Source organism: Bradyrhizobium sp. 197 (assembly GCF_023073375.1).
Classification (GTDB): Bacteria; Pseudomonadota; Alphaproteobacteria; order Rhizobiales; family Xanthobacteraceae; genus Bradyrhizobium.
The window spans coordinates 112,544-129,807 of the sequence record NZ_JADPJJ010000100.1; the positions used below are offsets into that span (position 1 = coordinate 112,544).

At 60.4% G+C, this 17,264-nt stretch carries 29 protein-coding genes, 1 tRNA gene and 1 pseudogene; 20 read left to right on the top strand and 11 right to left on the bottom strand.

Translation table 11 applies throughout. From position 1 onward, the window contains the following. Nucleotides 1-181: 181 nt before the first annotated feature. On the top strand, nt 182-1,033 hold the full coding sequence (locus IVB27_RS23700) for an AraC family transcriptional regulator (protein WP_247445623.1): 852 nt from the start codon (nt 182-184) through the stop codon (nt 1,031-1,033). Further along, nucleotides 1,030-1,239, top strand: coding sequence for a hypothetical protein (locus IVB27_RS23705; protein WP_247445624.1), 210 nt, complete (start codon nt 1,030-1,032; stop codon nt 1,237-1,239). Before IVB27_RS23700 ends, IVB27_RS23705 begins: the two co-directional genes overlap by 4 nt. Nucleotides 1,240-1,545: 306 nt before the next feature. Here IVB27_RS23705 and IVB27_RS23710 read toward each other — a convergent pair whose 3' ends face one another. Both IVB27_RS23710 and IVB27_RS23715 read right to left on the bottom strand, forming a co-directional pair. Then, nucleotides 1,546-1,791 carry a hypothetical protein gene (locus tag IVB27_RS23710; RefSeq protein ID WP_247445625.1) on the bottom strand — a complete coding sequence of 82 codons (246 nt, stop codon included), beginning with the start codon at nt 1,789-1,791 and terminating at the stop codon, nt 1,546-1,548. After that, nucleotides 1,788-2,069 carry a resolvase gene (locus IVB27_RS23715; protein WP_247445626.1) on the bottom strand — a complete coding sequence of 94 codons (282 nt, stop codon included), beginning with the start codon at nt 2,067-2,069 and terminating at the stop codon, nt 1,788-1,790. The genes IVB27_RS23710 and IVB27_RS23715 overlap by 4 nt, the downstream gene beginning before the upstream one ends. Before the next feature lie 225 nt (nt 2,070-2,294). Here IVB27_RS23715 and IVB27_RS23720 point away from each other — a divergent pair, with 225 nt between their 5' ends. From IVB27_RS23720 to IVB27_RS23750, 7 genes are all read left to right on the top strand, one after another. Next, on the top strand, nt 2,295-3,164 hold the full coding sequence (locus tag IVB27_RS23720) for a right-handed parallel beta-helix repeat-containing protein (RefSeq protein ID WP_247445627.1): 870 nt from the start codon (nt 2,295-2,297) through the stop codon (nt 3,162-3,164). A gap of 22 nt (nt 3,165-3,186) precedes the next feature. After that, nucleotides 3,187-3,393 (top strand): hypothetical protein, encoded by a 207-nt coding sequence (locus IVB27_RS23725; RefSeq protein WP_247445628.1) that lies wholly within the window; start codon nt 3,187-3,189, stop codon nt 3,391-3,393. A 103-nt stretch (nt 3,394-3,496) separates the two neighbouring features. After that, entirely contained in the window at nt 3,497-3,874 is a 378-nt protein-coding gene (locus IVB27_RS23730) for a hypothetical protein (RefSeq protein WP_247445629.1), read from the top strand. A 46-nt stretch (nt 3,875-3,920) separates the two neighbouring features. Then, nucleotides 3,921-4,313, top strand: a complete 393-nt coding sequence (locus IVB27_RS23735; protein WP_354103428.1) for a DUF7694 domain-containing protein — start codon at nt 3,921-3,923, stop codon at nt 4,311-4,313. A 120-nt stretch (nt 4,314-4,433) separates the two neighbouring features. Beyond that, entirely contained in the window at nt 4,434-4,934 is a 501-nt protein-coding gene (locus IVB27_RS23740; protein ID WP_247445631.1) for a hypothetical protein, read from the top strand. A 94-nt stretch (nt 4,935-5,028) separates the two neighbouring features. Then, complete coding sequence (locus IVB27_RS23745; protein ID WP_247445632.1) at nt 5,029-5,277, top strand: hypothetical protein; 249 nt, start codon at nt 5,029-5,031, stop codon at nt 5,275-5,277. A gap of 587 nt (nt 5,278-5,864) precedes the next feature. Beyond that, nucleotides 5,865-6,128: a hypothetical protein gene (locus IVB27_RS23750; protein WP_247445633.1), complete on the top strand. Its 264-nt coding sequence runs from the start codon at nt 5,865-5,867 to the stop codon at nt 6,126-6,128. Between the two features lie 574 nt (nt 6,129-6,702). On the opposite strand, the gene IVB27_RS23755 is transcribed toward IVB27_RS23750, so the two are convergent. After that, a tRNA-Glu gene (locus IVB27_RS23755) sits at nt 6,703-6,777 on the bottom strand. A gap of 223 nt (nt 6,778-7,000) precedes the next feature. Here IVB27_RS23755 and IVB27_RS23760 point away from each other — a divergent pair. Genes IVB27_RS23760 through IVB27_RS23770 form a run of 3 tightly spaced genes read left to right on the top strand, consistent with a single transcriptional unit; the run spans nt 7,001 to nt 7,730 of the window. Beyond that, the gene (locus tag IVB27_RS23760; RefSeq protein WP_247445634.1) at nt 7,001-7,255 is read left to right on the top strand and encodes a PilZ domain-containing protein; all 255 of its coding nucleotides are present in this window, start codon (nt 7,001-7,003) and stop codon (nt 7,253-7,255) included. A 56-nt stretch (nt 7,256-7,311) separates the two neighbouring features. Beyond that, a complete protein-coding gene (locus IVB27_RS23765) occupies nt 7,312-7,557 on the top strand; it encodes a hypothetical protein (RefSeq protein ID WP_247445635.1) in 246 nt (81 codons plus the stop codon). Nucleotides 7,558-7,562: 5 nt separating this feature from the next. Then, the gene (locus IVB27_RS23770) at nt 7,563-7,730 is read left to right on the top strand and encodes a hypothetical protein (RefSeq protein ID WP_247445636.1); all 168 of its coding nucleotides are present in this window, start codon (nt 7,563-7,565) and stop codon (nt 7,728-7,730) included. A 118-nt stretch (nt 7,731-7,848) separates the two neighbouring features. Here the strand turns inward: IVB27_RS23770 and IVB27_RS23775 are convergent, their stop codons facing one another. The 4 genes and pseudogenes from IVB27_RS23775 to IVB27_RS23790 all read right to left on the bottom strand — a co-directional run. Next, nucleotides 7,849-8,487 (bottom strand): glutathione S-transferase family protein, encoded by a 639-nt coding sequence (locus IVB27_RS23775; RefSeq protein ID WP_247445637.1) that lies wholly within the window; start codon nt 8,485-8,487, stop codon nt 7,849-7,851. 346 nt (nt 8,488-8,833) lie between these two features. Beyond that, nucleotides 8,834-9,286: a VOC family protein gene (locus IVB27_RS23780; protein ID WP_247445638.1), complete on the bottom strand. Its 453-nt coding sequence runs from the start codon at nt 9,284-9,286 to the stop codon at nt 8,834-8,836. Nucleotides 9,287-9,885: 599 nt separating this feature from the next. After that, nucleotides 9,886-10,098 (bottom strand): hypothetical protein, encoded by a 213-nt coding sequence (locus IVB27_RS23785; RefSeq protein ID WP_247445639.1) that lies wholly within the window; start codon nt 10,096-10,098, stop codon nt 9,886-9,888. Nucleotides 10,099-10,186: 88 nt separating this feature from the next. Next, nucleotides 10,187-10,812: pseudogene (locus tag IVB27_RS23790) on the bottom strand (IS3 family transposase); the annotation flags it as partial. A gap of 135 nt (nt 10,813-10,947) precedes the next feature. On the opposite strand from IVB27_RS23790, the gene IVB27_RS23795 reads away from it, so the two are divergent. The 4 genes from IVB27_RS23795 to IVB27_RS43330 all read left to right on the top strand — a co-directional run bounded on the left by IVB27_RS23795 (nt 10,948) and on the right by IVB27_RS43330 (nt 13,131). Then, on the top strand, nt 10,948-11,292 hold the full coding sequence (locus tag IVB27_RS23795; RefSeq protein WP_247445640.1) for a hypothetical protein: 345 nt from the start codon (nt 10,948-10,950) through the stop codon (nt 11,290-11,292). 404 nt (nt 11,293-11,696) lie between these two features. Continuing rightward, nucleotides 11,697-12,026 (top strand): hypothetical protein, encoded by a 330-nt coding sequence (locus tag IVB27_RS23800; RefSeq protein ID WP_247445641.1) that lies wholly within the window; start codon nt 11,697-11,699, stop codon nt 12,024-12,026. A 331-nt stretch (nt 12,027-12,357) separates the two neighbouring features. Continuing rightward, nucleotides 12,358-12,567, top strand: a complete 210-nt coding sequence (locus IVB27_RS23805; protein ID WP_247445738.1) for a hypothetical protein — start codon at nt 12,358-12,360, stop codon at nt 12,565-12,567. 243 nt (nt 12,568-12,810) lie between these two features. Next, nucleotides 12,811-13,131 (top strand): hypothetical protein, encoded by a 321-nt coding sequence (locus tag IVB27_RS43330; RefSeq protein WP_345946912.1) that lies wholly within the window; start codon nt 12,811-12,813, stop codon nt 13,129-13,131. Nucleotides 13,132-13,416: 285 nt separating this feature from the next. On the opposite strand, the gene IVB27_RS23815 is transcribed toward IVB27_RS43330, so the two are convergent. The 3 genes from IVB27_RS23815 to IVB27_RS23825 all read right to left on the bottom strand — a co-directional run bounded on the left by IVB27_RS23815 (nt 13,417) and on the right by IVB27_RS23825 (nt 14,419). Next, complete coding sequence (locus tag IVB27_RS23815; RefSeq protein WP_247445642.1) at nt 13,417-13,689, bottom strand: hypothetical protein; 273 nt, start codon at nt 13,687-13,689, stop codon at nt 13,417-13,419. 93 nt (nt 13,690-13,782) lie between these two features. After that, the gene (locus IVB27_RS23820; protein ID WP_247445643.1) at nt 13,783-14,085 is read right to left on the bottom strand and encodes a hypothetical protein; all 303 of its coding nucleotides are present in this window, start codon (nt 14,083-14,085) and stop codon (nt 13,783-13,785) included. A 148-nt stretch (nt 14,086-14,233) separates the two neighbouring features. Beyond that, nucleotides 14,234-14,419 (bottom strand): hypothetical protein, encoded by a 186-nt coding sequence (locus tag IVB27_RS23825; protein WP_247349109.1) that lies wholly within the window; start codon nt 14,417-14,419, stop codon nt 14,234-14,236. 407 nt (nt 14,420-14,826) lie between these two features. Here IVB27_RS23825 and IVB27_RS23830 point away from each other — a divergent pair, with 407 nt between their 5' ends. Beyond that, nucleotides 14,827-15,123: an HU family DNA-binding protein gene (locus tag IVB27_RS23830; RefSeq protein WP_071914190.1), complete on the top strand. Its 297-nt coding sequence runs from the start codon at nt 14,827-14,829 to the stop codon at nt 15,121-15,123. Between the two features lie 173 nt (nt 15,124-15,296). Beyond that, the gene (locus tag IVB27_RS23835; protein WP_247445644.1) at nt 15,297-15,473 is read left to right on the top strand and encodes a DUF2934 domain-containing protein; all 177 of its coding nucleotides are present in this window, start codon (nt 15,297-15,299) and stop codon (nt 15,471-15,473) included. 130 nt (nt 15,474-15,603) lie between these two features. On the opposite strand, the gene IVB27_RS23840 is transcribed toward IVB27_RS23835, so the two are convergent. Further along, nucleotides 15,604-15,831 (bottom strand): hypothetical protein, encoded by a 228-nt coding sequence (locus IVB27_RS23840; protein ID WP_247349107.1) that lies wholly within the window; start codon nt 15,829-15,831, stop codon nt 15,604-15,606. Nucleotides 15,832-16,107: 276 nt separating this feature from the next. Between IVB27_RS23840 and IVB27_RS23845 the strand changes: the two genes are divergently transcribed. After that, entirely contained in the window at nt 16,108-16,260 is a 153-nt protein-coding gene (locus tag IVB27_RS23845; protein ID WP_247349106.1) for a hypothetical protein, read from the top strand. 581 nt (nt 16,261-16,841) lie between these two features. Beyond that, the gene (locus IVB27_RS23850; RefSeq protein WP_247445645.1) at nt 16,842-17,222 is read left to right on the top strand and encodes a hypothetical protein; all 381 of its coding nucleotides are present in this window, start codon (nt 16,842-16,844) and stop codon (nt 17,220-17,222) included. Nucleotides 17,223-17,264: the final 42 nt, after the last annotated feature.

A 17,264-nucleotide genomic window follows, 5' to 3' on the forward strand; every position in this document is an offset into this window, starting at 1 on the left:
GCGCTCACCCGACGAGCGCGTTGCGATCATACCTAGGTATGATGCGGTCAACCTGAGAACCTATCGACGCACCCGCGCGTAGAATGGATCGCACGCACCGCCGAATTACGCTGTTCCCATGACATTCGGGCAAGGCAGTCAGGCCTGGCCGGATCGAAAACGGGAACAAGGAGATTCGACGATGTCGCTGCAGATGTCACGCTCACAGGCAATCAAGGATCATGACGTTCGCGCGATCGATATCTCGGCAATCGATCGCGATCGGCTCGGGCTATCGAAACTCCCTGGCCGGTTCGACGAAGGCGGGTCAATGCTGTCTTTCGTCCATCTGGACATGGCCCTGGCGGTCGAGCATGCGGCAGACGTCGAACGTTCCGCCGTTCGCGGGCCTGGCTTCAGGCTCTCCGCAAAACTTCTCGCGGGGCCGCCTGCCGAGAGCGAGCGGGCGTTTGCGGCGGGAGAATTCACCGATCCGGTTATGCGGCGCCTTTCCGATGCGCTCGCAGTGACCGAAGCCACGCACGACGCCCATTCCGCCATCATGGCCGACGCCCTGCGGCTTGCGATCCTCACCCGGACGTTCAGCCGGCAGGCCTCCAGCGCACGGGCCGAGCTCGACCCGGCCGACGCCATTCAAGAGGAGGACGCCGGCCGGCCCGTACGGTCGCTGCAGAATTGGCGTCTCAAGCGCGTCCTGCAATATATCGACGAGAATCTGACTGCCAAAATGACGCTTCAGGGCATGGCCGCCGTCGCCGGGCTGAGCAGGATGCATTTCGCCGCACAGTTCCGCGCGGCCGTCGGTGTTCGGCCTCACGAGTATCTGCTGAGGCGTCGCATCGAGCGTGCCCAGGAGCTGCTCAAGCAGGCCGAAATTGCGCTCGTGGATATCGCCTTGACCGTGGGCTTCCAGACCCAGGCGCACTTCACCACGGTGTTCAAGCGCTTTGTCGGCGATACGCCGTATCAATGGCGGAGCGCTTATCTCGCGCAATTCATGCCGCTGCCGCGCCCGGGAGTAGGCCCGTCATGAACAACATTGGCATTCAAGCCATTCTGCTGTCGCTCGCGAGTACTCATTTGATGCTGACGCACTATGACCTCATGGGAATGATCGAGATTGTCCGAGCTCTCGGCAATTCGTATCGCTTGGCTGCGTCAGAGCCGGGGAGCAGCTTTTCTTATGGACGTGTCGCCTTCAACATCTGTCGGCAGGCTGTGATGTCGCTAGCACGGTAGGTGGCTGAGCCTCTACGGCTACCTTGTCGCGATTCAGGCGCAAGCATCTCCGCACAAACGCGGCAGAAGCTGCCAGGTTGCGGGCCTTGGCGGACCGCTCAACGAAGCCCGTCCATGCGTCGTCGGTTCAAGTGCACGTTGTCAGGCGCCGAGCAAGCGAACGCGCAGGCGAGGCGCGCTGATGATCTGGCGCGGCATCCGAACGACGAGCGGGATGCGCGGCAAAATTCCCAAACATAACAAACATAAAAAGAGCAAAACGGAAATTGCCGAGAGAGCGGACGTTCTGAGCCGAGGGCAGGAACTCTATTTCCTCACGCTCGATCCAATAGACGGTTGGCCGGGGGGAATACGGCTCCCCTTGGCGTTTCGAGCAATGATCTCGCCGCCGTCGGAAGGCCTCGCGGCGCTGTCTAGCGCGCCGCGATCTCGTTGCGCCATGCCCAAGCTCGCGCACACGATGGGGTCGCCGCTGCGGGTGCAGCCATAGACCCAGAACTCGCCGCCAACCGACCAGATTTCGATGCGGCCTTCCCGATAGATCAGCCTCACGCCAGCGCTCTCTCAGCCGACGACCGCTTGGCGGCGACCTTCGCGATGGTAGCGCGGGAACAGTTGGTGACGCGCTGTATGGTGTTCCACGACTTGCCCTCGGCGAGCATGTTGGCGATGTCGCTGTTGCGCTCGGTGTTCTCGGGGCGGCCTTTGAACTTGCCTTCGGCCATCGCCTTGCTGATGCCCTGCGCCTGTCGGCGGCGGCGATCTTCAAAATCTTTTCTTCCGATTGCGGCCAGCATGTCGAGCAGCATGCCGTTGATCGCATCGAACATCATCTCGCCAACCTACATCCACACCATCAGATCGCAAGGCTTCGGCTTTAACGAAGTCCCCCTCGAAGCGGGCGCAGACTCGGACTAACCCTGGTGTGAGGCCGAGTAATGCGCCAAGCCGTTACGTTCGGCCGTTACGTCTTTCTTTTGCTCGTAACAGAGGGCGTGTGACGCCGCACCCCCGCAAGGGGGGCACGGCGTCACGCGATCCTTGCGAGATCGTCTATGTCTGAGGTTTGTTCTTGTTTGCTTCGAGATGACGGGTGGAAGTGGAGGCGGAACACACTTCGCCTTAGCTATTCGCCCTATACCAGTCCACTTAACACCACAGATGTTGTAATCGAGAACATCCGCACGCTTGGCAACTCAATTGCCAGCGCTGCTGACGGCATCCTTCTGCGTCGGATGATTGGGGGGACCGTCCGCAACTGCTACATCCTCGGTCATCTGCACGGCATCACTCTTGCTGAGCAAGCGACCAGCGTCTTAGTGACCAAGAACGAAGTTCCGGGCAATTACCTGGATGGTATCTTCATCGGGGCAACGACTGTCCCGGAGGAAATCACGTGCGAATATAACTGGTGCTGGTCAAATGGCGCGGGCCCGACCGCTGCCGGCATATATGCTCAGGCGGGCCTGCGCCACAACATCAGACACAACCGGCTTGGAACCTCTGGCGACAGCTTCCAATCCTACGGCGTTCATGTCAATGCCGCTTGCGGTGATGTAGAGGTCTCGCGCAATCACGTGGCCGGCGTCATCAGCATTGGCTATTTCATGGGCTCATCAACTGCCTATGGCTGCGTCCGGCTGTTTGAGGGCAACACGACCAACGCGACATACGTTCCGACAGCCTACAGCGGCCTCAACATTCTGCCGGTTCGTCTCGATCTCGGCACGAACGGCGTCGCCATGCGGAAGTTCAGGGCGCAGCGGGTTTCGTTGAGTGCATCGACTACGCCAACCGGCGGCTCGTGGCTGGTCGGCGACGATATTGAATATGGCGATCCACAAGCCGGAGACTATCGCGGCACCCTGTGCGTGTCGGCGGGCTCACCAGGAACATGGAAACGATACGGTCAGGCGACCGCCTGATTTACCGCGTCGGCGGTTTCCGATGACCAACAGGAGAAATGAAAATGACGACTGCTTTCGACACTGCAACCGAATACGTCACCGGCTTGAGGAAGAGGTCAAGGAAAGCCCCAAGGCCTTCTACGGCAACGCCAACCTGCCGGCGGACGGCCATGAGCGGGTCGATTCGGCTTTGCGGGCTATCATCTCGCTGAAGTGGCGCCTTGAAGCACTCGTGCGAGGGAAGTGACAGGACGGCAGCAGAAACCAGCTTTCGGGCAGAGCAGAACGCCGCGGCCAAGAACCGCCTCCACGCCGATATGGCCGCCCTGAAGTCTGATGACAAGCCGGCTGTGAAGAAGGCCCTGGCCGATCTCAAGCGCTTCGTCGGTGCCTCGTTCGCACGCTGCGAATGGAGCTATACGATGCGTCCCGAGGAGACGATCGCGGACGTGAAGAGCGATGGCTTCTTTAAGCAGATCGCAGCCAAGTTCACGATGGGTGATCTGGTCGAGGTTCGTTCGGCCGATCTCACGTTCTGGTCTCTTCTGATGGTGGTCGCCTCTGATCATATCGCCGCGCATATCGAGTTGCGGACTTTGATCGAGACCGAGCTGGAGGCTGCCGAGCGCAAGGACTTCGAGGCGGACGGCTACCGCATCGAGGATACAGGCGACGTGCTGCGGCGCTTGGCCGTGGTGCGCAAGGCCGACAACCTGGGAGCCGCTTGAGCGTATCAAGCCCAAGACCCTTTCCGAGGATGACATCGCGCTTTTGATGAAGGAGCACAGTTGCGCCCGCGAGGACGCGGTCAAGTTGCTCGCCGTGGAGAACGTGGCCGAGCACTGGCAAAATTCGCTCTTCCTGGTCCTGAAGTACCACCTTGGGAGCGGTTGGTTTAAGCTGCGCATCGAGAGACATGACGGCGAGCCGATCATCAGGGAATGGCGGCTCTTTCAGAGCATCAAGAACCAGCTTCTGGGCTCTGAGTGCGAGGCCCTTGAGCTATACCCCGCGGAGTCGCGCAAGGTGGACAGCGCCAACATGTACCACCTTTATGGCGTTGCAGATCCGAAGGTCACGTTCAGGTTCGGCATGACGCCGACCGATATCGGCGGGAAAGTCATCGACGTGTCGCACGGCCGGTCGAAGCCGGCGAGCTACAAGTGACCGCAACCGGAGGGCGAGAGTAAGCTGCATTCCCGGTGGATTGACCCTCCGCCGCCCTTGCGACGCCTCGACTCAGGCGCGTCCTTCCGCAGTGCAATTCTGCGCTTTGTGGAGGCGAGCATGGGAGCGACGCTGTACAGCATCAGAGACAGGACGGCAGCACGAGTGATGGCCGAGCTTCGGGCGGGAAAAACGCCTCGGGAAATCGGAGTGAGGGCCGCCAGCCTCGATCTTTATTTGCAGACCCATCCCGCATTTGTTCAGGAAGCTCGGTCGCTCCGCGCTGCGAATGCGGAAATTGCTCGCCAGCGCAGGGGGGCGCACAACCGAATCAAAACGCACTGCAAATTTGGGCATCCCTTTGCGGACCACCAGCGGCTGAACTTTGACAAAGGCAGCGTGATCCGGAAATGCAATATGTGTCACTTCCTTCGGTACAAGACTGGCGGCCTTGTCAAACCGCAGGTGCTGGTAAAGGTGAAAGCTGCTCTCGAACGAGGAGCTACGATCAGTTCTCTGACGTCAGCCGGAAGACCAACTCGGCTACTGGCCCATCACGCTCTCACGCGGGCCAGGCGCGAAGATCCTGAACTAAACATGCTCGCAGCCAAGGTCATTTGAAGGTTCACGATCGCGCGCACTTCGTACCCGTTGGCTCCGCGTCCACAATGAGAATAAGGGTGAGCAAAAGAACGACTACTATTCTATCCGCGCCATGCCGCCAGCGACCTTCCCCGATAAGGACGATGTTGTCAGCGCGATCTTCGAGGATCTGCTGACCGGAGCTTTGAGGCGTGAAGACGTTAGAGCCCGCGTCAAATCCTACGTGGCCTCGCACAACAAGATGTTCCCGACCAAGTACGCCAAGTTCGGCGATAGCCCGCTGGTGTCTTTGGATGAATCCCTGTTCGACAACGGAAGCGGGACACGAGGCGACATTGTCACCCGGGGCCTTTGGGACTAATGCGGCCAGCAACCGCGCGGGAGACTGTCTTAACGCGACAACGGACTTTCCGGCGCCCTAATGCAGGACCCGCGCGGCCTCGGCGATCTGGACCCTTTGTTTCAGGTCTTCAAGCTCGTCGATCGCGTCCAGCAATCTGACCAGCTCGCGCGCGATATGCTTCAAACTGGGCCTTGGGCGTCTGAGAATACGAGCTCGTTGTGCCATCGGTGCACGCCTCCATGCTTGGGAGGTCTCTATGGCAAGAAGCGCGCCGAAGCGCCCCGAAAGGGGTGGATTTTTTTAACCAAATCAGTGGTGCAGTGTCCGCGGGTGTGACAACCCGGACTAAAGATGCGGCCTGCGACCCTTGGCGGGGTTTGCGGCCTATAGCGCTCGGTGGAGACCTTGGCGGGTTTCCTACGTCGCCTAGGAGCGCCTTGGCGGGCGCACCTCAAGCTGGCCTTTATGCCGGGGGCGGTGCGTCATGTCCAGAGCCGAGAGGCTTAAAAGCGCGCCGACGTGTCTCTTTAGCACGTTGTCACCCCCCGGCTGCCCGGGCCGCCTTCGGGCAACGGCTGTGACAAGCCAAGCTAAAGAGATACCCCATGACCCACCGCCTTATCGACCAAGCGCCCGATATGTTCGTCGGCGAGCTCGCCCGCATCGATAGCCTCGGCGCGAACCAGCGCCTGATCTTCAGCCTCCCGACGATCGACGGCGACCGCTACAGCACCGTGCAGATCAAGCTCATCGTGCCGGCTGATTACATGGTGACGCTCGGTGCGCTGATCCTAGGCCACGCTCGGCAAGACTGCGAGGACAGTAAGCTTGCGCGAATGGAGATCGCACCCGGCGCTCGCGCGAATTGATCACGGAGGCCCGCCGGTTCACGCTGGCGGGCCTCTCTAGAGTGACCTTAGGAGGGTTGCTTGCCGGTATCTTTGCAGTGCGGACACGGCTCAGGATTGGTTAGCTTCGAACCAACGCGGACGGCCCGCATTTGAATTTCCTGGCCTGTTCCGCAGCACTCTTTGCAGGTGATTTCGTGCGTCATCTTTTGCTCTCCGGCGGCCGGAATGGCCGTGGGAGATCAGGGCGAACTTGCACCCAATTAGCAACGCACCGCGAAGTTCGGGTTCACGCGGGTTGGCCTTTGCACATTGGGAAATTTGCGGGGGTGGTTGGCCGGCTGATTTGAGCCTCTTCAGCATCTAGATGTCGGTATATGTTATACAGCTAGTTTTTAGGCAGTGCTTGTTTAGGGGGCGCGCGCCTCAGGTGGTCCTAAATTGTCCGCGATCTCCAACAGGGCGCCACGCTGGGTCGGCTGTGGTGTCTGCCAACTCACGACAGATGGCCTCCAGCTCAGTAGCTGTGCGCATAAGTTTATTGGCCAAACGTTGGACATATTGGCGGGCGAGGGAGGTAAGCCATTGAAATTGTTGGCGCTCCCTAGCGGAATCGAACCGCTCTCTCCACCGTGAAAGGGTGGCGTCCTAACCGATAGACGAAGGGAGCAAACCCAGGGCCCCGTCGCTTTTCGCGGCACGGCCACTGACCGCCCGAGTCGTGCCCGGCGGCTGCAGCGGGCGAACCTATAATGGCCTTTGGCGCCCTGGGCAAGCCGTTCGGGAACGCTCTTTTGGGCCGGTGGACAGCCGCCCCCGGGATCATTCGGGGGGCGAATTCAACGGTTTCTTAGGTTCCCTGGGCTAGCGCTGGAAGGGGAGAATTTGAGCCTATGCCACAGCCCAAGAAGCGCGCGGCCCGCAAGTCGCTGTCGCAGCACGCCTGGATCACGCTCGACGGCGGGTTCGCGGCACGGCAATGCCTGGTCCAGGATATCTCCGATACCGGCGCGAAGATCACGATGGACGAGGATGCGAGCCAGCTCCCGGGCACGATCCGGATGGCCTTCGCACGCGATGCGCGGACCGGGCGGAGCTGCCAGGTGGTCTGGCGCCGCGGCAAATCGGCCGGCATCAAGTTCATCTGACCGCGGGCGAAGCGACCCGATGGCGCGTGGCGCCGGTCCGGGCTAGAACGGCCCGCATGCGTGCGCTGCTCCTCATCCTCGTCTCGTTGCTAGGTGCATCCGCGTCCGCGGCAGAGGCCTTGCGTCTTCCGCCCGCGGAGCGCCCACAGGCCGGCAAGGCCTTGCCGCTGAAAGGCGCGGGCGGGACGGCGAAGGCGGGCTCCTGCGCCTCCTATGGCCGTGGCTTCTATATGGTCGAGAGCACCGGGACCTGCGTCAAGATCGGCGGCTCGATCAGCGTCGAGACCACGGTCAGGCGCTGAACCATATGCCGCCGGATATCATGCGGCCCGAGATCATCGTCCCGTTCGTGATGTATTGCGCGCTGCTGTGGTGGGTCGGCCGCGGCCTGAGCTGGACGGCAAAGCTCGCCACCGCGGTCGTGTCGCTCGTGGTGATCGTCGGCGTGCTGCTGGTCGAGCGCGGCTGGCGCTAGGGCCCCCAAAACAAAAAACGCGAAAACAACCCCATGCACAGTAGCCGTCAAGTCCCGGCGGCGCGCGGCAAAATGGCGATTCATCGTGCTCTCAACGGACCTTAAGCTGCGTCACCGCTCACGACATCGGCGGGGCCACATATTGCGCAAAACCGGGCCGCTTGCCGAGTTCGGCGAGCCAGCGCGTCAGATGCGGCTGCGCGGGCCGGGTGATGCCCTCAACGCCGAGCCAGCGCCGCGCATAGGCGCCGATCGCGATATCGGCGAGCGTGAACGCATCGCCGTCCATGAACGGGCGCGATGAGAGCAGGCGGTCGGCGATGGCCCAGACCTCGGCGGCGGCATCGGCATCCTGCTGCACCCTGATCATATCGCGCTCGGCGGGCGGCGTGCGCACGATGCCCCAGAACACCGGACGGTCGACCGGCTGCACCATCGACAGCGTCCAGTCGAGCCAGCGGTCGACGCTGGCGCGCAGCTTGGGCGCCTCGGGATAGATCGGCGTGCCGCGCCCGTGCGCGAGGCAGAGATAGCGCATGATCGAATTGGACTCCCACAGCGCGAAGTCATCCTCGACCAGAGTCGGGATCCGCGCGTTGGGGTTCATCGCGAGATAGTCGGCCTCGCGGGTCTTGCCAAAAGCCATGCCGGCGTCGATGCGCTCATAGGGCAGGCTGAGCTCGGTGAGGCACCACAGCACCTTCTGCACGTTGACTGAATTGGCGCGGCCCCAGATCGTCAGTTTTTGGTCCGGCACATCATCCTCCCGCAGCGTTTGTTTCGGCGCGGGTGATAGCGGAATTTGGCGCGGCGAGCGATGCGCGATTGCGCCGAGCCCCTTATGCAAAAGGTCCTCGTGCAAAAGGTCCTCGTGCAAAAGGTCCTCATGCAAAAAGCTCCGCGCAAGGCGGAGCTTTCATTGCAAGCAAGCCTGTCGCAAGTGAGCCCTACGTCAGTGGCCGAAGAACAGCCACAGCAGAATGATCACCGGGATCGGCACGCCAACCATCCAAAGCAATAATCCTCGTCCCATTGCGTCCTCCTCCAATTGCATTGTCGAAGAGAGAACGCAGGGGGCGGGTGCTGGTTCCAAAGAGGCAGGCTTACCAGTGGCCGGTGTTGGGCATCGAGGACCACGGCTCCTGCGGCGCCTTCGGCTCGCCCTTCTGCAAGATCTCGATCGAGTGCAAATCCGGCGAGCGGACGAAGGCCATGTTGCCGTCGCGCGGGGGACGGTTGATGGTGACGCCGGCCTTTTGCAGCTTCTCGCAGGTGGCGTAGATGTCGTCGACCTCATAGGCGAGGTGGCCGAAGAAGCGGTCCTCGCCATATTTCTCCTCGTCCCAATTCCAGGTGAGCTCGACCAGCGGCGCGCCGCGCGATTGCGGCTGCTTCTTCAGCGCCTCGAGATCGTCCGACGAGCACAAGAACACCAGCGTGAAGCGCCCCTTGTCGTTCTCGATCCGCCGCACCTCCTTCAGTCCCAGCGCATCCTGGTAAAACTTCAGCGCGACATCGAGATTGCGCACGCGCAGCATGGTGTGGAGGTATCGCATTTTGCAGAACTCCTTGAGAACGTTTGTTGTTCTTACGTGCGGGCATGGCACTAGAAGGCGTTAAATAGCAGGAAAATGCAGTGGAGGGCACTGCCATACGTGCGGGTTACGTGCGGGTGAATCTTAATTTGTTCTGATGGGCGAATCTGGCCCGGTGTTCGATGATGCCCCGTGTCTTGCCGAGAGCGCTCCGGAAGCCCCTTGGGCGGAGCGCAGGGGTAAGGTTCGCCGGAGGCGGACGGGCTTCGATAAGCCCTGGCCGCACGGTATCCCCCGGTTTATCGGGTTATCCACATAAGCCGAACCGTACGAAAAGACCTTATCCACAAAGCAAGTCAATGCGTTTGCTAAGCAATCGGCGCGAAAGTGGAAGCTGTTCACAGGTTGGGGGAAACGGCCGCGGACTCTTGCGCCGGAGTCACGCCTTGCGCCATGTTCGGTGCCAGATGGTGTTTGTCGAGAACACCACCTGACGCCTGGAGGAGATCCCGAAGGTCTCCGCCCGAACAACGGAAGTTCTCGCTCTCCTCAGGCAACCTGTCAATCACCTTGCGCGATGCCGTTTTGCGCCACGATGAGGCATGCCTATGAGTACGCGATTACTGCACGTCCGCCGTTTCTTGTCCCGCAATTGGAAGTTTTTCCTTCAGACCGGAGTGACCATCCTCGGCATCCTGCACAAGTGACGGCATGGCGGGCAGGGTGTGTGTTGGCGGTATGGTCTTGGCTCTCTTCTTTGACTTCTTCGCCTTTCTCTTTCCGTGAAGGCGGCCAACGTAGGCAAAACCGTTCGTGGCTTTTCTATTGCTCACTGCCCCTCGCTTTCGTCAGGGAGGGGAAGGTGAGCTGCTGCCGGTTCGATGGACGGCTGGTTAAGCTAATCCCACGGTTCGCCGGCACGTTTGCAACCTGGCGATCGCCTTCGTCCTTGGGCAGGCGCCGGCGCCGTGGCCGCGCACGCAAAGCTTGCAGGCGCATCAGCCGCTCGATCCGGTGCAGACCGCATTCGACGCCGTCGGCCAGCGGGTCACGCCAGACACGCCGTGCGCCGTAGGTTCGGTCACTGGCAACAAAGCTTGCCTTCACCTGCTGGCCGACGGCGTCGTCGCTCCGGGATCTGGCGGTGGGGGACCGATTCAGCCAGGCATGGAAGCCCGACCGGGATACGCCCATTGCTTCGCATAGCCATGGGCCATGCCACCGGCCAGATGGTCCGGTGCTTCGCGATGAAGACGAACTTCATGTCGCTTCCTTCGCGAGTAGGCAGCGGCCTTTTTTAGGATATCCCGCTCCGCCTTCAGCTTGGTGACCCGCGCCGCAGCCGGTCGATCGCCAATTGTTCAGGCTTTATTTGCCCGTGGCCGGGGAAGGCCTGCACAGGGTCGGAGCCGAACTCCTTCACCTTGCGCAGCACGTTCTCATGAACGCCCAGGTCGCGGCCTGCTTGCGCCGCTCGACACCCCTCGCTCACCGACAAGCCTGACCGCTTCGATCTTGAACTCTCGACTGAACTTCCGTCTCTGCATGACCTACCTCCGGCTCGATAAAACACCCAATCTCGGTGTCCATCAAACCGGCAGCAGCTCAGCCCACGATTGTTGACGAGGGCGAATGAAATTCGCTCAAGCATGTTGATGTCTCGCGGTGAGTGGAGACACAGCATGATTCAGGAAGTTGTATACCGCACCTTATGTTGCGGGGCGGTGCATGGTATGGAGGCGCATTCCTTGCTGGAGACGATCATGGCCAAGCCGGAAGAGCTTTATCAGGAGATCATTGTGGAGACGTATTATGAAAGCGGCTCCGGGTTGCACGGCGATATTCATGTCCGGTGCATCGAGGGGCAGCCGTTTCCCACGCATCTGAGAGTGCGCTTTCCACGAGCGGTTCGCCAAGCTCACAAGGTGCCGACGCGGTTTCGCGTTGCCGGGAAGCTCTCTGACAGGGAGGGTGGCAACGAGTTCATCCACACCAACCATGCATGGGGCTACCACGTAGAGAAATAAAAGCCCCCCGATGAGAGGGGGAAGTCGTCAGCACATTGCAAGTCATCAGACTACGTCGTGTTTTCAAAGTCCCTCACACGCCGGTACCGCTCGTCGCTGCTCTGGGAAGATTCGCACTGAGACTGAGTTGGCCTAATCGGACTCGATGTCCTCATCGGCTGGCTAGTTGGGGTTCGTTAGAACCTCCGGTCGGTAGTGGGAAAGCTTCTCGTCTCGGCATTTCTCGCACAGGCGGGTGAGGGGAATACCGCAGGCATCGTTCTCCCAATGAGATGAGAGACCTGAGCCGCAAGGGCACGGTCGCATGATTGCTCCATTAAAAAACGGTTTGAGATTTTGGTAGGAGAGAATCCTGCGCTATAAAATCGTATACTTCACTGGCTCTTTTGAGATTGAGGATAGCGATGAGCGAGTTGTTGAAATTCTGGGAATGGAATTGGTGGAAGTTTTGGAATTGGGATTGGTGGATCGCCCTCGATGGTTGGACATTTCTCGGAACCGGATGCTTGGGTCTGACAATCGGCTGGCTGATCGCTGAGTTCATCCGCCGCGCCCCGAGCCTAGGCATAAAGGCTGTTTGCACACTGGCCGCCATTCTTAGCGGAAGCACTGCGCTTAGTGTTTGGCAGGTTTCGCAAAAAACCGGGCTGCCGCGTGAAGCCAATGCCTATTTCATAGGTGTGTTTCTCGCCGTGGTGTTTCTCGGTGCACTTCGATACGAGCCGAAGGACTGACCTGCATTTTCTTGCTTGCTGTATACGACTTCTGCCCGCAAGCTTCACGGTGGGCGGTGATCATGCACCCTTATCGCCCGGCCTGTTTCTTCGGTGCATAGGCCAACAACAGAAAGAAGGTGCATGGATGCAAAGTCTCCACACAACGTAACGCATGATGGCCTGATGAGGGCACTCCCTGCGAGCCTGCGCACAAACGGCGATAGGATGGTCTAGGAGGGTATGCAGTTAGGCCCACAAGGCTCACCCCGGCCCGACGTTTACACAATTCTCAAGAGTTATAAACCGCCCCGGGTTTGCCGGAGGCTTCAACTCCTGAGAGGATGGAGCCATGACGAGCAAGACGACGAACAAGTTTTCACCCGAGCTGGTTGCCCTGATCGGAATGGCCATGGAGGCAATGCTGCCGTACCTTCACCTCGAAGGTTCGCTCGCGTCGTCGCAACACCCACTGAAATATGCCCTGGTGATAGCCATTGCGATCGTGATGGTGTTGGGATCGTGGATGCCGATATGGGCCGTCAACCGGTTCCGTGACTGAAGAGCATCCGGGCGTCGCGCTCCCGCGCTTTGCTTCCTCCTTGCCACGCCTGATATCCTCAGCCTCGTCCACGAGCTTCAAGGCGCTGCCGTCGTAGGTCAGCTTCAGCCCACGGCCGACGGTCCATATCCATTCCTCGCGGGCGTCCTTGGTTGGGTGGGCGTTGAATTGGTCGGATATCGATTTGACGGCAGCGCCCTGGGGGCCAGGATTGTTCAACTCCGCATTGACGCGCCAGATGGGATGCTGGGCGTCTATTTCGTCGCTGTTGATCGTGACCTTGGCGCCATCGACTGCGCATTCGAGGACGTAGGAATCGCGAAGCTGGCGGCAGCGGTAGCGGCGTTGAGTGATGAGCTTGTTCGCTTCGTCGACTGTCATCCGGGTGAAAAGCCGAGGATGTCGGACTTCTTCACGAGTGCCAGCGACGCAGGCTTCCAGAAGCTCGGCTGGATCGCCACGAGGGCGGCAGCAACAACAACGATCAAGCCGGCGATAACAATGGCAATTTTCATCAGCCCCTCACGAGAAACATCCGACCATACAACAAGCGGAGCGCTCTAGCAGCCATTGCGTCCGGTTGTCACCCGGCAGTGCGTTGGACAACGCGGCTTCGCTCGACAGGTTTCGCAAGCTTCGAACGTGAGCTATCGGGTCTGAAGAAAGACTGTGGATAGCCCGCTCGTGGGCCCATCCTTCGAGACGCCCGCCTGCGGCGGGCCCTCAGGATGAGGTCGGTTTTGCGGCGAGACATCAGATCCTCGTTATGATCAGACTCTCGTCATGAAACGGCCGCGCCGCCTTCTGGAAAGCGACGCGGCCGAAAGGCAAGCCGTGCAGGAGCCTGGCTTACTTCATGTTGCTGCGGGTCTTGGTGCCGCCCTGGTCGCTGCCGGGGCCGGAGCCACCCTGGCCGGAGGCGTCGGGCCTCACCATTCCGCCCTTGTTCATACGGTCATGGGTCATGCCGGTCGTGCCTCTGGTCATCGTGCCCTTGTTCGAGTTGGACATGCCGGGCTTCTGCATGTTGTCGGTCTGCGCAGCGGGGCCGGTCTGGGTCTGGGCAAAGGCGGAGCCGCACATGAGGCCGAGGGCGGCGGTCGCAATGATAAGCTTCTTCATCTCAAACTCCTGGTTGGTTGTGTGCGCCAACGGGAGCGCAGAAGCCCGGTTCCTAAACCGGGCGTTCCGGACCAAAGAAATTCTCGTCTGCAGCTAGGCTGCGATCCGTTGCGTGACGGGAGACGTCAGTTGCTTGAGCACCTCTGCGTGCTCCAGGTCGGGAACCGCGATGGCCGTGTGGCTGTACATCACATGGGTTCGTGATTTTGCAATCTGGTCCAGGATCTCGCCGCCCTTGATGACGTGGAGGCCCATGCCCTGTTCGGACGGGAAGATCGCCAGCACCACGTCATAGGCCGCGATGACGGCGCGAAGCGCTTCGGCCTTGTCTTCGGCAATGTCGACAAACACGCGAACGTCAGCCGCGAGTTCACGCAGCTCGTTAAAATCCAGCACTGTGGGGTACTCCAACGCAACGATACTGCGAGGAGCTTGGCGGGGTTAGGTTACTGAAGTCTCAACGGGGCATGCCCAGACACAGGTTTCACGACGAGATGACTCCGCGAGGCAGGTCACCTGATGCGCAGGTCACTTGATGCGCAGTTCACTTGGCGTACCCTTGGGAGCGGAGCCACGCGATCTTGCGATCTCCGTTGATCCAGTCGTCGGCATCTGCCTTGCTGGTGAAGCCCTTGATTTCGCGCTGTTCGCTGCCCGGGTAATCCGCCAGGATTTTCCAGTCGTTGTCTGCAATGCGGACGGTTTTGAAGGTCACTTTTGTTTTTGCCATGCCCCATTATGCAGGAGATGGCCTGAAAAGAGAACCTGCCTTGTGATGGTCGTCCGCGTGGCTCGGGCGCAGAGCTCGGGTCCGGCCTGATCGGCATGACGCCGCCGGTCCCGGAAAAGGCGAAAGCCCCGCCTGGGGGAAAGCGGGGCTCTCTGATGGGGTGAAGCTTGGGGACTTCAAAGAGTTAGACGCCTCAGCCGGCGAATGGTTCAATCCAGTAGCGGCGCTAGCTGCGGCATCTTTTCGGGGGCGTCCGGGCCCCCCGCAGAACCCCTGCTTGCGTTTTAGGCCTCGATGGGTTCTAAGCCCCGTCACTTCATGAAAGTTGGCATGAATCAGAAGCGCGTTGCGCGGTCGGACCGCCTCCTGAGCAAAGCCTGCTCGCGCGCACAGAAGGAAATTCAGACATGGCGAAGATGACGAAGACCCAATTGATTGATGCAATTGCCGAGGGCACGCAGCTGTCGAAGAACGACGTGAAGTCGGTCATCGAGTACATGGCGACGGTTGGCTATAAAGAGCTCAACGAATCCGGCGAGTTCGTCATTCCCGGCTTCGCGAAGATGTCGGTGGTGAACAAGCCTGCGACCGAAGCCCGCATGGGCGTCAATCCCTTCACCAAGGAGCCGATGCAGTTCGCGGCGAAGCCGGCGAGCAAGTCGGTGAAGGCCTCGCCGCTGAAGGTGGCCAAGGACTCCGTTTAAAGAGCACTCCGTCCCAAAAGCACTCCGTCTAAAAGGAGCGCCGTCCAAGGCGCTGGCATTTTCGTTGCGGCGGCTTGCTTCGCGAGGCGCCGCAACGAGCGCCGTATGATGGCGCGGGCTGGAAGGAACTCTCGGGCTGTGTCAGGCTTTGCTTCCGACAGGGAGGAAACCCTATGGCCAGCTTAAGCGAGGAAGAGATTCGAAACCGCGCCTATCACCTCTGGAAAGAGGCCGGCGAGCCTGCGGGGACGATGGACACCTTCTGGTACGAGGCCGAGAAGGAGCTGCTCGCCGAGCGGCGCGAGCAAGGCGAAGTGCCGCCGGGGATGACCGACAATTTGCCGGTCTGACGGAGCCGTCAAAGAAAAAACCCCGGACCTTCGGACCGGGGCTCTTCGAGCTGGACGGCCGCGTCGCGACACGCCGCCAGCACCACTGAATTCGCCAGGACAACGTGAAGCGGGACAAACGTTCCGGCCGCTACTCCGGCTTTGTCGACACGTCGATGATCGCCGGCGTATCGACCTGGCGCTCGCGCCAGACGACGAAATCGCATTTGGGATTGAGCCACTGATATTCGGAGCCGCGCGCCTTCAGGTGCGCAAGCGCTGCATGGTGTGCACTGGTCTCGTCCGGCGCCTCGACCATGATCTCCACGGTTTCCTCGATCTGACGCACCACCTCGACGGCGTAGTATTTTCTGATCACGGTCCCTCGCTCCGGAGAGGGCAACGGGGAGGGCCGAACTGCGTTCCCGCAAGAAAAACCCCGCGCTCGCGCACGGGGCTCTCGTGGCTGACGGCGTTGGGATTTCAGCGCCTGGCCGCCAGCCGTCTCTCGAACCTAAGGTTGAAACTCCAAAAAGCAACCGCGCCAGCGCGATGGATGGTTCAAGGCAATGTGCCCGGCGAATTTCGCGGGGAGGGGACTGGACTTGTTGTTCTTATTTTGTTCTAGTGACTCATCTCTTTTGGAGGTGTGCCCATGACCGTCGAGAAACAACGCGAAGTGATCAGGCTCTGGAATCAACTCAGGAAGCTCGAGGGCCCGGCCGCGGAAGAGCTCCGCATCCAGATCCTCGACTGCTTTTCGGAGAAGGAGTTTTCGGAGAAGGATTCAGCGAAGCGAGCGGCGTGACGAACGTCGCGCTATTTCGCTGATCACGGGCAACTGCGCCCGACTTCACTGATCGTTAGGAATTGTTTTGCGCTGATTTTCTCGACTCCGATTCGTTCTTTGCGAACGAAATGGAGTCGGATGCAGAACAAGCCATGGTTCTGTATCGATGCGGGACACGCGTCTCCAAGCCAAGCCAGCGTGATTCTTCGCACAGTCCGGTCCTTGCGTCCTCGTTACAAAGATAAGGCGAGGGAGACGCGACATGGATGCGTGCTGGTTTCTCGAGATGTTCGCCGAGATCGCAAAAGGGTTTTCGCACGACCGGCATCCGCGCTTGCGCAAACGCAGGTCGTCGGTGCCGCAGGTGTCGCCGCGATCGAAATCAGATCGAGCGCTCGTTTGCGATGGTGCGCTCATTTGCGTGCAAACGAATTGTTAAGGGCTTGCCCCGTGTGGTTTCGTCTATTCCGATTCGTTCTTTGAGAACGAAAGGCGGGCGAAGCTGGAACAAAGCCGGTCGGCAAACGCGCGAATCCTCTCATCATCGTCTCGACGCTCTCCCTGTCCGGCGCTATCGTTGCTCCCGCGGCGGACGCAACATGAAGAACGGGCTTTATTCCATCCACATCCACATGCTCGACGGCGTGAAGGGCGGCGACAGCGGCGTGCTGATCTTGCGGGACGGCGTGCTGCTCGGTGGCGGCCCTTACTTCTGGTCGCGTGGCTCCTACACGATCGGCCGCGGCACGTCGAAAAACGGCCCTTCGAAGGACGGCACTTGGAAGGGCGAGCTTGCCACCAACCAGCATACGCCGTTCGCCGATGGCCTCACCCGGCCGCTGTTCGGCGGCGAGGAGGCGACGAGCGGCTTCTCCGGGACGTTCAGCGACGACGCGGCCGAGGTGTTCGGCACCGTGCTGGTCGCAGGCCATCGCAGCCTCGGGTTTCGCGCCAGCTTGAAGCGGCTCGGCGAGTTCTAAAGACGCTTCGCAAACTCCTAACGGAAGCTTGCCGGAAAGCCG

Bases quoted from the DNA above. Each gene is read 5' to 3' on its own strand.
- IVB27_RS23725 (WP_247445628.1), top strand. From the start codon at position 3,187: ATGACCAACAGGAGAAATGAAAATGACGACTGCTTTCGACACTGCAAC.
- IVB27_RS23715 (WP_247445626.1), bottom strand. From the start codon at position 2,069: ATGTTCGATGCGATCAACGGCATGCTGCTCGACATGCTGGCCGCAATC.
- IVB27_RS23835 (WP_247445644.1), top strand. From the start codon at position 15,297: ATGGCCAGCTTAAGCGAGGAAGAGATTCGAAACCGCGCCTATCACCTC.
- IVB27_RS23745 (WP_247445632.1), top strand. From the start codon at position 5,029: ATGCCGCCAGCGACCTTCCCCGATAAGGACGATGTTGTCAGCGCGATC.
- IVB27_RS23830 (WP_071914190.1), top strand. From the start codon at position 14,827: ATGGCGAAGATGACGAAGACCCAATTGATTGATGCAATTGCCGAGGGC.
- IVB27_RS23720 (WP_247445627.1), top strand. From the start codon at position 2,295: ATGTCTGAGGTTTGTTCTTGTTTGCTTCGAGATGACGGGTGGAAGTGG.
- IVB27_RS23815 (WP_247445642.1), bottom strand. From the start codon at position 13,689: ATGAAGAAGCTTATCATTGCGACCGCCGCCCTCGGCCTCATGTGCGGC.
- IVB27_RS43330 (WP_345946912.1), top strand. From the start codon at position 12,811: ATGCTGGGCGTCTATTTCGTCGCTGTTGATCGTGACCTTGGCGCCATC.
- IVB27_RS23765 (WP_247445635.1), top strand. From the start codon at position 7,312: ATGCGTGCGCTGCTCCTCATCCTCGTCTCGTTGCTAGGTGCATCCGCG.
- IVB27_RS23705 (WP_247445624.1), top strand. From the start codon at position 1,030: ATGAACAACATTGGCATTCAAGCCATTCTGCTGTCGCTCGCGAGTACT.
- IVB27_RS23825 (WP_247349109.1), bottom strand. From the start codon at position 14,419: ATGGCAAAAACAAAAGTGACCTTCAAAACCGTCCGCATTGCAGACAAC.
- IVB27_RS23845 (WP_247349106.1), top strand. From the start codon at position 16,108: ATGACCGTCGAGAAACAACGCGAAGTGATCAGGCTCTGGAATCAACTC.
- IVB27_RS23770 (WP_247445636.1), top strand. From the start codon at position 7,563: ATGCCGCCGGATATCATGCGGCCCGAGATCATCGTCCCGTTCGTGATG.
- IVB27_RS23795 (WP_247445640.1), top strand. From the start codon at position 10,948: ATGATTCAGGAAGTTGTATACCGCACCTTATGTTGCGGGGCGGTGCAT.
- IVB27_RS23850 (WP_247445645.1), top strand. From the start codon at position 16,842: ATGAAGAACGGGCTTTATTCCATCCACATCCACATGCTCGACGGCGTG.
- IVB27_RS23735 (WP_354103428.1), top strand. From the start codon at position 3,921: ATGAAGGAGCACAGTTGCGCCCGCGAGGACGCGGTCAAGTTGCTCGCC.
- IVB27_RS23700 (WP_247445623.1), top strand. From the start codon at position 182: ATGTCGCTGCAGATGTCACGCTCACAGGCAATCAAGGATCATGACGTT.
- IVB27_RS23805 (WP_247445738.1), top strand. From the start codon at position 12,358: ATGACGAGCAAGACGACGAACAAGTTTTCACCCGAGCTGGTTGCCCTG.
- IVB27_RS23750 (WP_247445633.1), top strand. From the start codon at position 5,865: ATGACCCACCGCCTTATCGACCAAGCGCCCGATATGTTCGTCGGCGAG.
- IVB27_RS23800 (WP_247445641.1), top strand. From the start codon at position 11,697: ATGAGCGAGTTGTTGAAATTCTGGGAATGGAATTGGTGGAAGTTTTGG.
- IVB27_RS23780 (WP_247445638.1), bottom strand. From the start codon at position 9,286: ATGCGATACCTCCACACCATGCTGCGCGTGCGCAATCTCGATGTCGCG.
- IVB27_RS23740 (WP_247445631.1), top strand. From the start codon at position 4,434: ATGGGAGCGACGCTGTACAGCATCAGAGACAGGACGGCAGCACGAGTG.
- IVB27_RS23760 (WP_247445634.1), top strand. From the start codon at position 7,001: ATGCCACAGCCCAAGAAGCGCGCGGCCCGCAAGTCGCTGTCGCAGCAC.